Source organism: Myxococcus sp. NMCA1 (genome assembly GCF_026810205.1).
GTDB classification, from domain to species: domain Bacteria; phylum Myxococcota; class Myxococcia; order Myxococcales; family Myxococcaceae; genus Myxococcus; species Myxococcus xanthus_A.
Genome location: NZ_CP113950.1, coordinates 3022405 through 3034890, shown reverse-complemented (window position 1 = coordinate 3034890; position 12486 = coordinate 3022405). Strand labels below are relative to the sequence as shown.

Annotated in this window: 11 protein-coding genes; 3 read left to right on the top strand and 8 right to left on the bottom strand. The window is 69.6% G+C overall.

Features of this window, described 5'->3' with window-relative positions:
• Positions 1 to 11 precede the first annotated feature (11 nt).
• The 3 genes from OZ403_RS13130 (at position 12) to OZ403_RS13120 (ending at position 4166) form a co-directional block, all read left to right on the top strand.
• Positions 12 to 1700, top strand: coding sequence for a site-2 protease family protein (locus OZ403_RS13130; protein ID WP_268784345.1), 1689 nt, complete (start codon positions 12 to 14; stop codon positions 1698 to 1700).
• 351 nt (positions 1701 to 2051) lie between these two features.
• Entirely contained in the window at positions 2052 to 3314 is a 1263-nt protein-coding gene (cml, locus tag OZ403_RS13125) for a CmlA/FloR family chloramphenicol efflux MFS transporter (protein ID WP_442929773.1), read from the top strand.
• Between the two features lie 48 nt (positions 3315 to 3362).
• On the top strand, positions 3363 to 4166 hold the full coding sequence (locus OZ403_RS13120) for a hypothetical protein (RefSeq protein WP_268784344.1): 804 nt from the start codon (positions 3363 to 3365) through the stop codon (positions 4164 to 4166).
• A 9-nt stretch (positions 4167 to 4175) separates the two neighbouring features.
• Here the strand turns inward: OZ403_RS13120 and moaD are convergent, their stop codons facing one another.
• The 8 genes from moaD to rseP form a co-directional block, all read right to left on the bottom strand.
• Positions 4176 to 4838 carry a molybdopterin converting factor subunit 1 gene (moaD, locus tag OZ403_RS13115; RefSeq protein ID WP_140800666.1) on the bottom strand — a complete coding sequence of 221 codons (663 nt, stop codon included), beginning with the start codon at positions 4836 to 4838 and terminating at the stop codon, positions 4176 to 4178.
• Positions 4839 to 4864: 26 nt separating this feature from the next.
• A complete protein-coding gene (locus tag OZ403_RS13105) occupies positions 4865 to 6697 on the bottom strand; it encodes a PKD domain-containing protein (protein WP_268784343.1) in 1833 nt (610 codons plus the stop codon).
• A gap of 7 nt (positions 6698 to 6704) precedes the next feature.
• Positions 6705 to 7433 carry an MXAN_2562 family outer membrane beta-barrel protein gene (locus tag OZ403_RS13100; RefSeq protein ID WP_140797976.1) on the bottom strand — a complete coding sequence of 243 codons (729 nt, stop codon included), beginning with the start codon at positions 7431 to 7433 and terminating at the stop codon, positions 6705 to 6707.
• Positions 7430 to 8329 carry an MXAN_2561 family MXYO-CTERM-anchored protein gene (locus tag OZ403_RS13095; protein WP_140797975.1) on the bottom strand — a complete coding sequence of 300 codons (900 nt, stop codon included), beginning with the start codon at positions 8327 to 8329 and terminating at the stop codon, positions 7430 to 7432. The genes OZ403_RS13100 and OZ403_RS13095 overlap by 4 nt, the downstream gene beginning before the upstream one ends.
• 125 nt (positions 8330 to 8454) lie before the next feature.
• Positions 8455 to 9489 (bottom strand): aspartate-semialdehyde dehydrogenase, encoded by a 1035-nt coding sequence (locus OZ403_RS13090; protein ID WP_140797974.1) that lies wholly within the window; start codon positions 9487 to 9489, stop codon positions 8455 to 8457.
• 52 nt (positions 9490 to 9541) lie between these two features.
• Positions 9542 to 10279 carry a tRNA (adenosine(37)-N6)-threonylcarbamoyltransferase complex dimerization subunit type 1 TsaB gene (gene tsaB, locus OZ403_RS13085; protein ID WP_268784342.1) on the bottom strand — a complete coding sequence of 246 codons (738 nt, stop codon included), beginning with the start codon at positions 10277 to 10279 and terminating at the stop codon, positions 9542 to 9544.
• Positions 10280 to 10290: 11 nt separating this feature from the next.
• Positions 10291 to 10794 (bottom strand): septal ring lytic transglycosylase RlpA family protein, encoded by a 504-nt coding sequence (locus OZ403_RS13080; protein ID WP_140789963.1) that lies wholly within the window; start codon positions 10792 to 10794, stop codon positions 10291 to 10293.
• Positions 10795 to 10801: 7 nt separating this feature from the next.
• Entirely contained in the window at positions 10802 to 12433 is a 1632-nt protein-coding gene (rseP, locus tag OZ403_RS13075; protein WP_268784341.1) for an RIP metalloprotease RseP, read from the bottom strand.
• Positions 12434 to 12486 lie beyond the last annotated feature (53 nt).

The following is a 12486-nucleotide window of genomic DNA, read 5'->3' as shown; positions in this document are numbered from 1 at the left end:
GGCGCGGGAGGATGCATTACGCGCTCGTCCTGCTCGCCCTGGGAGGCCTGCTGACCCTCCACGAGTTGGGGCACCTCGTCGCCGCGCGGTTGCTCGGTGTGCGGGTGCCCCGCTTCGTGTTCGGTTTTGGTCCACCGCTGGTGTCCTTCCGTCTATGGGGGACCCAGTACGTGGTGGCGGCGGTGCCCCTGGGCGCCACGGCGCACCTGCAGGGGATGAACCCGCACCGTGCGGACGCGGACGAGGCCGCGGGCTTCGCCGCGCGCGGGCCGCTGCTGCGCATCCTCATCATCCTGGCGGGGCCGCTGGCCAACTATGCGCTCGCGCTGGGTGTCCTGTTCGCGCTGTACACGTCGGGCACGCACGTGGTGGTGCCGCTGACGGTGGGGACGGTGCAGCCAGGCTCGGAGGCGGCGCGCGCACAGCTGCTGCCGGGGGACCGCATCGTCATGGTCGCGGGACAGCCGCTGCGGAGCTGGTCGGAGTTCGTGGAGAAGGTAGGCGCGGCGCCGGGTGTCCCGCTGGAGCTGGGCGTGGAGCGCGGCGGTGATGCGCGCTCGGTGATGGTGCGGCCCCGGCCGGATGAGCGAGGCACGGGCCGCATCGGGGTGAGCCAGCAGTACGTCTACAAGGCGCACGGCGCGGGTGAGGCGCTGAGTCATTCGTTCACGCACACCGTCAAGGTGGCCGCGGAAGGCGTGGCGATGTTGAAGCGGATGATGCAGCACGGCTTGGAGAGCGCGGACGCGGCGAGCCCCGGAGCGCTGGTGCGGCAGGAGTCCGCGGATGCGATGTCGTCCGGGACGGATGCCCTGCTGCGGACCTTGGTGGCCGCGTCGGTGGTGCTGGCGTTGTTGACGTTGCTGCCCGTGCCTGGGCTGGATGGTGGCCGCGTGGTGCTGCTCCTGGTCGAGGCGGCGAGCGGCCGGCGGATCCCCCCTCGCGTGGAGACGGTGGCGCAGACGGTGGGGTTCCTGGGAATCGCCGTGGCCGTGGTCTTGATGGCGACCGCGGAGATTCGGCGCGCGTTGCCGGCGCGGTTCGGCATGGAGGAATCGCCGGCTCAGGATGCGGGGACGGCAGAAGCAGCACAGCCTCCGCCCGCGGCGTCGGATTCCGCGAAGGGTGCGGTCCCCTCGCCTGCCTCTATCGCGCCGGCGAAAGGGGGCGGCACGACAGGGGCCAATCCTGCCGGGACAGCCGCTGCCGGTACTTCGACTGGGTCCGGTCCTGCTGGAATGTCCGCGACGGGTACCGGCCCTGGTGGAACGGCCGCTACGAACGGCGGCCCGGATGCCGGCCCGGCTGGGAAAACCGTCCCCGGCACTGGAGCCAGCGCAACGACGGGCACGAACACTCCCTCTGGCACCATCCCCGCAGGAACAAGCTCAACCGCTGGCGGCGTCGACGCGGGGACTCAGGCAGCAACTGGTGCTGCCCCTGGCGCGGCAGCTGCTGGAACCAATGCATCGGGCGCAGCCGCACCCGGCGCCAGCGCTGGGCGGGAAGCGACGCCGGGCGCTGTGAGCGCAACACCCCCTGAGGCCGAAGCGGGAGGGAGCTCGGCTCTCCCTGGAGCGACTCCAGGCGCGGCGCCTTCGACAGGCCAGACCTCGAGCGGAGCACCCACGACTGTGGATTCGCCCACAGCTCCATCCAGCGCCGCGACGGCGTCCCCTGCCGTGACACCTCCGCCCTGACGAAGCATCTGGCACGCCTCCCGTCTCGAGGAAGAAGTCACCACAAGCCGAGCCCCTGCCCCATCCATGGCGCCAGTCCCCGGCGGCCACGCCATCCGCCACCGCGCGCTGCACCTCGTGTCAGGAAGGCTCTGCGTTGACGTCCCGTCCCGTCACGGCGGACGGTTGTTCAGCTCCGTCGTGATTGCGACACCCAGCCCCGACCTTCGAGCGCAGACGCGCCGCATGGGAGCCAGCGAGATGGGAAGCACCGTATCCGCAGATGAGTGAGCCGCGGCGACACGTCAACCGTTGCCGCGGCCATCTGCCCAAGCTCATCCCGGTACCCGTGGAGAGGCAGAGCGCCGCCAGATGTTCCTCATTTGTGCGGATGCAATCGTGCCTGACTTCAAATCCCCGTCGTGGAATCACTCCGTGCCAGCAGCGCTGTTGCTGATGGCTCCCTTCGACCTCCTGGCCTCACTGGCCATGGACATCTACCTGCCTGTCGTTCCGGCGATGCCCGGAATCCTCAACACCTCCCCCGCCATCGTCCAGCTCACCTTGAGCCTGTACATGGCGGTGCTCGGGCTCGGGCAAATTGTGTTCGGCCCGGTCTCCGACCGCATCGGCCGGCGCCGAGTCCTGCTAACGGGCGCCCTCCTGTTCGCGCTCACGTCCTTCCTGCTCGCGGGAACCTCGGATGCCGCGATGTTCGTCGGCCTCCGGCTCCTCCAAGCCATGGGGGCATCCGCGGCCCTCGTCGCCACGTTCGCGACGGTCCGAGATGTCTATGCGGAGCGCCCCGAGAGCGCGACCCTCTACAGCCTGTTCAGCGCCATGCTGGCCTTCGTCCCCGCGCTCGGGCCCATCGTGGGGGCGCTGCTCATGCAGCACTGGGGATGGCGAGCCATCTTCATCACGCTCGGAGTCCTGGCCACGGCGGCGCTGCTGCAAGCCTTGCCACGGTGGCACGAGACGCGCCCGACACAGGGCCTCCAGCCGCGTCCTGCGTTCCGGCACATCCTGCGCAGCGCCACGTTCTGGACGTACACCCTGGGCTTCAGCGCGGCCATGGGCTCCTTCTTCGTGTTCTTCTCCACGGCGCCCCGGGTGCTCATCGGTCAGGCCGGCTTCTCCGCGCTCGGGTTCAGCCTGGCTTTCGCCACCGCCGCGCTCGCGATGATTCTGACGACCCGCTTCGCGAAGCGCTTCGTGGGGAGTTGGGGGCTGGCGGGTAGCCTCACGCGGGGCATGGGCATGTTGCTGCTCGGTGCGGGGCTCCTGACGGCCGGACAGCTCCTGGCAACGCCGTCGTTCTGGACGTTCGTCGCGCCGATGTGGCTCATCGCGGCCGGCATCGTGTTCTCCGTCTCCGTCACCGCGAATGGCGCACTCCAGGCCTTTGGCGATGTGGCGGGAACGGCGGTCGCGCTCTACTTCTGCATCCAGAGCCTCATCGTCGGCATCCTCGGAACCCTGATGGTTGTCCTGCTGGACGGCGACACAGCGTGGCCCCTGGTGGGATACGCGTCCCTGATGGCAGGGGTGACGTTGACGGCGCTTCAGCGCCTCCGGAGCCGTCAAAGCGTCCTGACGGAACCCGCGCTGGCGGAAAGCTCCGACGCCCCCTAGCAAGCATCCCAAGACCGCACCGCGGGGGCCTGCTCCCGCGGCGCGGCGGTGGTTTCCGTCTTTCGCGCCTGGGACGGAACCCCGCCCGCCTCCCGGCTGTCCAGGGACCAACCGGGCGTCGGCCGTCTTTCGGAAGACGTCTCCTGCTCGATGAAGGAGCCGCGAGCCATGCAAGGCCCTATGCTTCCCCCCGCGATGAACACCAAGGCGGGCGGTGGACTCTTCTGTGAGCTGTACTGGGGCAACAATCTGTCCGAGGCGTGGAGCTATGGGCCGGAGCATTCGAACGTCCACGCCGCCCCAGACGAGACGGCGCCGCTGCCGCTCTACGGCTTCACCCTGCCCGAAGAGCCGTTCCTGCTCGCCGAGCGCACCGCTCAGGGCTGGCGCATCCACCTGCCGCCCGCGGCGCGTGCCGAGCGCGCCATCAAAGGCGACTCTTACGCCGCCGTGCCACCGACGGACCTGCGCCAGCACGACGGACGCACCACGGTGGAGCTCGCGGAGGGCATGACGCTTCGCATCTCGGAAGGCCAGCTCTCGCTGCGCATCCAGGGCTCCGTCGTGAAGGAGCAGGTCAACCGGCTCCAGTGGAAGGACTTCGGCTGGCTCATCATCGTGAGCATGCTCTTCCTCAGCCTGCCGGTGGGCTTCCTCATCGCGGGCCCCACGCCCCAGCGCATGGAGGAATCCAAGGTCCGCGCCATGAAGATGGCCGCCGACAAGGAAGCCGAGCGCCGCAAGGCCATGGGCCTGGACACGCCACTGCGTCCGCTCACGGATGAAGAGCTCGGCACGCAGCCCGACGGCGGTGACGACGTCACGGTCCCCGCCTTCCTGCGCGTCCGCTGAGGCGGCGCTTCAGGGCCCCAGGCCGACCCAGACCTCCCCATCCTCGAAGAACTCCTTCTTCCAGATGGGGACGTCCTGCTTGAGCCGCTCGATGGCGTACTCGCAGCCACCGAACGCCTCCTTCCGGTGCGGCGACGCCGCGGCGATGACGACGGCCAGCTCACCGGGCACCAGCGTTCCCACGCGGTGGATGATGGACAGGCGCACGCCGGGAAACCGCTCCGCGGCCTCCGCGCCAATCTCCGCCAGCTTCTTCTCCGCCATGGGCGCGTAGGCCTCGTACTCCAAGCGCAACACGCGGCGGCCCTTCGTCTGGTTGCGCACGGAGCCGCTGAACGTCACCAGCCCGCCGTACGACTCCCCGGTGACGGCCTCCACCACCTCTTCCAGCCGCAGGGGACGGTCCACCACCAGGAACTTCTCCGGTGCGCCTCCCGCCACGGGTGGAATCAGCGCCACCTCCGCCCCATCACGCACCGGGGCATCCGGACCGACGAACTCCTGGTCCACGGCCACGCGAAGGTGCGGCAGGAGTGGCGCCAGCGCCGCGTACCTCGCGGTCAACAGTCGCAACACGTCCCGCACGTGCGAGCCCTCGGGCACGTCCAGGGACTCACGCACCTGTCCGGTGCGCTCGCGCGCCGCTGCGAAGTAGAGGACGGTGATGCGCAGGCACCCGGTGTCCGCCGTGCCGCCGCTCAACGCGAGGCCTCCTGCGCCGCGCGCAAGGACAGGCGCCCCTTGAGCCGACCACCGCCCTCCACCGGGCTGAAGTCGAGGAAGCCCGAGTCCAGCGGCGTAATCCGGTCCAGCAGCGCTCCCGAGAGCGCCTTCGTCGCCCCGAGCAACATGCTGGGCACGCCGGGCACCTTCTCCGCAGCGCGCAGGTCCGCGCGCAGCCGGCCCAGGTCCACCATCACCGACACGTGGCCCGAGCTGAAGGCCTCGCCACCAAAGCGCTCCCGCAGCTCGGCGCCCACGTCCCCGCGAGGGCGGCCCTGCAGCAGCTCCCCCGCCTGCAGGCTGGCGCGCTCGGGCATGATTCGCAGCTCTACCGGCTGCTCCCGAATCCGCGTCCGGAAGAGCGTGCCATTCGCCTCCTGCTGCGTCGTGTAGCGCAGCACGGAGTCCTCCAGCTGCTTCTGCACGAGCGCCCGCACTGGCTCCGACGCCGTCAGCCCCGCTTCGACCACGATGGAGCCCTTGATGTCGGGCCGCTTGTTCCGGATGAAGTTGCGGAAGAAGGCCGGGATGTCGAAGTACGCGCGCAGCACCACGTCGCCGCGCAGCGCCTTGAGCAACGCCTCCACGTCCAGTCCTTCACGACGCCAGGACGCCACCATGCGCTCACGACGTTCGGAGCCCGGCGCACCGAACGCCAGCCGAGCCAGCTCCTCGGGCGGCACGGAGATCTGCGCCGCGGCGATGGGCCCCAGCTCCGCGTCCTTCAGCAACGCCGACGCGGGCGCGAGGGCACCCTGGAACAGCGGTGTCGAGGAGGACAGGAAGCCATCCAGGTCCAACTGCTCCGGCTTCACCGCGAGCGACGCGGCAAAGCCCCGAATCGGGTGAGCGTCGTCTTCATCAGGCGCCACGCCGGGATGCTGCCCGGAGAAGAGGTACACGCTGCCGTTCGCCACCTTCCCTCGCAACTCGGTCAGCAGCACATCCTCGGAGATGCCTGGCCCCGTGAGGCTTCGCACCGCCTGGCGCGCCACCTCCGCGTCGGGGATGGCCAACACCTGCGCCTGCTGAGGCTCGCTTTCGTCGGGTTCTTCCAGCCCCTCCGGCACGGCGAGATAGAGGTAGCCCCGGTCCTCGAAGAGCAACATCGGAGGCCCACCCGACGCGGGCTCCACGGTGACGGAGCCGTCCGGCTGCGGCATCACGCCGTGCCCCGCCCGCTCCAGTTCGCCGGCGACAGCGTTCAGTGCCGCCTCCGGCTCCGTGATGCCCAGCAGCGTCACGACGCCGTCGAACTCCGGGAGCAGGAAGAAGCCGAAGCCCTCGTCGGGGTCCACCACCGACCCGGTGCCGTTCTCCAGGTCCGCGAAGAGCAGCGGCAGCAGCGGGGATGACTCCACGGCCCGCCGCGCGTTCTCCGGCCCCACGAGCCGCGCGTAGAAGTCCATCAACGGGTCCACATGGCCCCGCAGCTCGGGCAGCCACATGACGGTGCGTGCGCTGGAGGGCACCGCGCGAAGCACTGGCCGAGGCACCACCGTCAACTGGACGCGGCCGACCTCTCCTCCTTCGTGCAGGGCGCGCACGGTATACGCGCCTGCTCGGGAGAAGGCGTGGGACACCCACGGCGCCGTCTGGGCGTCGCTGCCATCACCGAAGTCCCAGGTGACGGCGGTGGCGTCCTCGCGCTGCGAGCCGAGGTCGACCGGCACACCCGCTTCCACCGTCCGGTCCTGCCCCAGGTCCGGCCGCACCGCGCGACGGCAGCCGGAGGCCCAGGGGCCCACGGCGACCATCATCAGGAGAAGCGCGACAATGGACCCAGGGCGGCGCGGAATGAGCGGCATGAGCCGCTTAGTAGTCCAGCGCCAGTCCGAACATCCAGCGCCGGTTCGACAGGTTCAGCCCCGGACCGCCGAAGTTGTCCACATCCGCATAGGTGTACTCGGCGAAGATGTAGCTGTGGTTGACGCCCAGGTCGGAGTCGAAGTCGCGCGCGAAGCGCGGCTCCAGCACGTCCAGCATGAAGGCCACGCCACCCGTCGCGCCCCAGCCCCAGCGTCCGCCCGAGCCCCGATTCCCGCCCGCGGTTTCGGTCCCCGTGCCCTTGGTAATCCACCAGGGCGTGTAGATAAGCCCCAGCTTGCCGTAGGGCACCAGCGGGATGCCCCATTCGAATGCGGCGTAGTCGAACTTGTAGAAGGCGTTGAAGCTCAGGGGAATCAGGCGCAGCGCCGTGCGCTCCGCCGCGGCTACTCCCGAGGCCAGCTTTGCCGAGCCGTACTTCTCGCCGTAGCCTGCGGAGAAGCCCACTCCCGCCGTACCCACGCCTTGGTAGAAGTACCGCTGGAGTTCCACCTCGAACGTCAGCAGCGACTCGCCACCAAAGTAGTCCTCGTATGGCGTGCCAGTGAGCCCAGGCTCTTCGTCAATGAGGGGCTTGTAGCCCCCCATGCGAAACTGGATGCCGCCCGTGCGCGGCGAACGCAGCGAGACTTCCTCCTCCATCACTACCGCTTCCTGTCCCCAGGCGGGCAGTGTGGCGAGCAGCGCCACGACTCCCAGGGCCGATGCCCGACTCATGACCGCTTCCTCCTCGACGACAGCCAGATTCCGAGGGACGCCAGCACCGCGCATCCCGTGATGCCACCACCCGCCGCAGCGCAGCCACCCGTCTCGGCGCCGCCAGCATCAAGGTACCCCTGATAGAATCCGCTGCTCGCAACGGGCGTCCCTGTCGCCGTGGGCGAAGGTTCGCTTTGGTTACCCGCCCTGTCGATGGCAATCGCCTGGACGGCATACTCGATGCCGTTCTCGATCCCGTCAGCCATGCGGAAGACCGTGTTCGACGAAACCTGACGCTTCGTCGTAATCACTTCACCCGCGCCCACACCACCGTCCCCGCCCGGGACTAACTGAAGAACCTGCACCTCCATGAACACCGCATCGCTCGGCACCTTGACGGAGACACTCAGCGCGGCATCCAGCCCCGTGACGCTCGGAGCCTCCGGCACCGCGGGAGGCTCCGGGTCATAGATGAAGCTGATGGAGGGCGTCCCAATCGAAACGAACGATTCGTCGCAACCGCCGAGGTTTCCCAGTCGCTTGGTGGTGGCACAGAGGCGGAACGTCTTGGTTGCCGTCTGCGAGTCGCAAGTAGCGCCGTCCGCCGCCAATGCCTCGGATGCGTTGAAGGTCACCGTCCCCGTCAGCCGAGTATCCGTTACCGCGATCTCTTCGAGCGACAGGTCGCCCGCCCCTGGCGCCCCCGTGCAACTCGATTCGTTCGAGAGCCAGAGGTGGAGCACGTCGCAATTGCCGGCGACACGCGTCCAGTTGACCGTGCGGTCCAAGCCGCAGTTCGCCTGGGAGACGACAATCTGGTCGTTCTGGATGATGTCGCCCGTGGCTGAAAACGTCACGGTCTGCCCCAGGGCAGTCGACGCGAAGAGCAAGAGGCCAACGAGAGTGAGGCGCATGGGTACGCCCAGGCTAGCAAGCGGGAGGCCACATGAAACGTATTCCCGTCCGCTGGGCGTCACTCCGGGAGGGCCGTCTCGCCGCGCCAAACAGGCAGGACGGCCACGGAGGCTTTGCCAAATTGTCAGGCGGGGCGCTCGGCCAGGCGGAGTCCGGCCTCCACCAGGTTGAGGGCGGCGCCCCGGCTGGCGTTGTCCACCGAGGCGAAGAGCGTCACCCACTCCGGCGCCTGGGGGAATGCGCGCACCCGGCCCACATGGACCGCCGGGTCGGACGTGACGAGCATGGGCATGGGGTACACACGCTCACCGGGCACATCCAACACCTTCAAGGCCCCGGACGTCTTGAGGGCCGCGCGCACCTGCTCCACCGGGCCCGCCTTCTTGAGCTGCACGTTGAGGGTGAGGCCATGGCCGTAGAAGGTCGGCACCTGCACCGCCGTCCCGGCGATGACGGGCACATCCCCCTTGGACGAGAAGAGCCGGGCCGCCTCCAGCGTCCAGCCGCCCTCCTCCTCCGTCCAGGGTGAATTCACCATGAAGCCGCCCACCTGGGGCACCAGGTTGAACCCCACGCGGTGGGGAAAGGCGTGCGGCTCCGGCTCGCGGCCCGACAACAGGTCCGCGGTCTGCTTCTCCAGCTCCGCCACACCGCGCACACCCGCGCTGGACGCCGCCATCAGCGCCGTCACCTGCGCGCGCGTTACGCCGAAGGCCTTCCGCAGTGGCTCCACCACGTGCACCGCGGCGGTCGTCACGGCGCCCGGCAGACACACGATGCGGCCCTTGATGGTGAAGCCCGCGCCCAGCACGTCCGTGTTGAAGCCCGGCAGCACCATGGGGACATTGCCGTCCCCCCGGAAGGCATTGCTGGCGTCCACCACCCACGCGCCCGCAGCCTGCGCCGCCGGAGCCAGCTTGCGAGAGGCCTCGGCGGGCGTGGCCAGCAGCACCAGCTTCACGCCCCGGAAGGCGTCCGGCGTCGCCTGCTCCACCTCGAGCGAGTCCTCGCCGTACTCCACCTCCATGCCCTTGGAGCGCTCGGAGCCGAAGACGCGCACCTGTTCGGCGGGCACGTCCTGCGCGTACAGCGCGGCGAGCACCTCGCGGCCCACCACGCCCGTCGCGCCCACCACGCCAATCGTCAAGTCGTCTCTCATGGCGCGTCCTTTACGCCACTGGAGGCCGGGAGCGCGAGCACCACGAGGCGGCTCAGTCTTCCTTCAACCGTGCGGTGGGGGCCGGCCCGGGCAGCGGCGGGAACTTCGGGTTGCGCTCCGGCTCCGAGGCCCGCACGTAGTGCGGCTCCATGGCGAAGAGCGCCTCCAGCGACTGCTCTTCGGGGAAGCGCGCCAGTTGCGCCAGCGCCACCGCCGACGGGAAGGTCGGCGCCGCCAGCAGCCGGTGCGGCGCCACGCCCTGCGACTCCAGGGCGGCACGGTAGTCCACCAGCGCGGGCCCCAGCGCCACGGCCCGGGGCTCGGCGGCCATGCGCGCGGCCACCTCCGCGGGTGACATGGCCGTCTCCGGCTCCAGCGGCTCCACCGTCCCGCCCTGACGCACGTAGGCCCCCAGGTACAGGTCGTCCTTGCGCGCCACCGCCAGGCAGTACAGCGGCACGCCCTCGGGCCCCTCCAGCGCCACCGCCGCCAGCGACGAGGCCCCGGCAACCTTCAGCTTCGTCGCATAGGCCAGCGACTTCGCCGTCGCCAGGCCGATGCGCAGCCCCGTGAAGGAGCCCGGCCCCAGGCCCACCACCAACCCCTCCAGGGCGGGCAGCGTGGCGCCATGGCGTTCAAGCAGTTCCCCGACGATGCCGGGCAGCAGCTCGCTCTGCTTCCGCGGCGGCCCCACCACCACGTGCTCCAGCGTGCGCAGCGCGCCATCCGGCGCTCGCTCCACCAGGGCCAGCGACAACGTCAACGTCGAGGTGTCCAGCGAGAGAAACATGGGACGGCTCACTACACCGGCGCGGCCCACATTGCCTGCGGAATCTCCGACACCCGGTCCTCGCAGCGGTACAGCCGGACGCGCACCACGCCCTTGTCCAGCATGTCCAGCTTCCGGGCGGCGCCCTTGGACAGGTCCACGATGCGCCCGTCGATGAAGGGCCCCCGGTCATTCACGCGCACCTTCACCGCGCGGCCGTTCTCCATGTTCACCACGCGCAGGCACGAGCCGAAGCGCAGCTTGCGGTGCGCGGCCGTCATCGCCTCCTGGTCGAAACGCTCCCCGCTCGCGGTGGGCCGCCCGTGCAGGCCGGGGCCATAGAACGAGGCCAACCCTTCGCCCAGGTACGAGCGCGGCATCTGTTCGCGCCGCGCCACGCCGGGCGAGCCACCGCGGGACTTCGGCGACTTCGACGGGCGGACGGGTTCCTCCACCGGGTCGGGCCTGGCCGCGCGCGAGGCGCACGCGGAGGTGAAACCCAAGCAGAGCAGTCCGGAAACGGCGATTCCTCGCATGCGTCCTCTAGCGGGTGATGTCGTTGGTCACTGCCAACAGCATCAGCAGGACGAGCAGCGCGAGCCCCACCATGTTGGCCACCTCGCGGACGCGAACAGGGATGGGGCGGCGGCGAATTCCCTCCCAGGCGGCGGAAAGCAGGTGGAAGCCGTCCAGCACGGGGATGGGCAACAGGTTCATCACCCCCAGGTTGATGGAGATGAGCGCCATCAAGTGGAGGAAGCTGTCCAGGCCCTGCTCGGCGCTCTTCGACGCCAGCTGGTACATCATGATGGGGCCGCCCACGGTGTTCATCGGCACCGAGCCCACCAGCAGCCCGCCGAGGACTCGCACCATCTGCCCGACAATCTTCGGGACGATGAGCGCGGCCTGCTTCAGCGCGGCGCCCGGCCCCAGGTGCACCGTCACCTCGTCCAGCACCGGCATGTCCGCCGCGGAGAGCACCCAGTTGCGCACGCCCAGGACGATGGGCGAGCTCGCCGTGCCCATCTCGTCCTCCGTCTTCAGCGGCGCTTGCGCCAGCGTCTCCGTGCGCTCGCCGTCCGCGCCCCGCCACGTCAGCTGGAAGGAACGTTCCTTCAGGGCGTTCAGCTTCGAGGAGAACTTGACGAAGGACTCCGGCTTCTCGCCATCCAGGGCGATGATGCGGTCTCCGGGCCGCAGGCCGCCCTTCTCGGCCGCGCTCCCCGGCGCCACGGTGGCCAGGTACAGGTCGGACGTCTCCGCGCCCACTGTCGCCAGCCCCACGCCCGGCTGCTTCGGCACGGTGAGCTTCAGCACGGAGGGCACCCGCCCCGTCACGACGCCCGCCGCCACGGAGTCCATGCGCCGGAGGGTGAGCTCCAGGGGCGTGCCCTCCGCGTGCTTGTCCATCTCCTGCTGGAAGCGCGCTTCCGTCTCCACGCTCACGCCGTTGACGGCCAGGATGCGGTCGAAGGTCCGCAGCCCGGCCTGCTCTGCCACCGAGCCCGGCGGCACGCCGACGATGGGCGGCTTCGACACGGCCTCCACGCCAATGGAGCCGCGCTCCACCGTGTCGATGGGGGACGTCTCCACGTTCTTCGTGGGCGTCACGTCCAGCGTCAGCTTCTGACCGTTGCGCTCCAGGACGATGGAGACGGGCCGCTCGAAGCGGCCGACGAACGCCTCCCGCATGTCGTTGAACGTGCGCACCGGCTCGCCATCCACGGACAGGATGCGGTCTCCAGGGCGGATGCCGGCGGCCTGCGCGGGCATGCCATCGCTCACCGTTCCCACGTAGGTGGAGGTGGCCTGGTGCGGGCCCAGGAAGACGAAGAAATAGACGAGGATGGGGAAGATGAGGTTGAAGGCCGGCCCCGCCAGCACGATGAGGCCGCGCTTCCATGGGGGCTGCGCCAGGAAGCCCCGGCTGGCCTCCTCCGGGCTGAGCTCCTCGTGGGGCATGTCCCCCGCCATCTTCACGTAGCCGCCCAGCGGCAGCAGGGCAATCTGGTACTCCGTCTCGCCCTTGGTGAAGCCGATCAACTTGGGTCCGAAGCCGATGGAGAACTTCAGGACCTTCACACCACAGGCCTTCGCCACCAGGAAGTGGCCAAGCTCGTGCACCGTGACGAGCACGCCGAGCAGAATGACGAAGAACCCGATGTTTTGGAGCATGGGCGCAACAGTAATCGTGGGCGCCCAGGCGGACAACGCGCAACCGGGCCCGC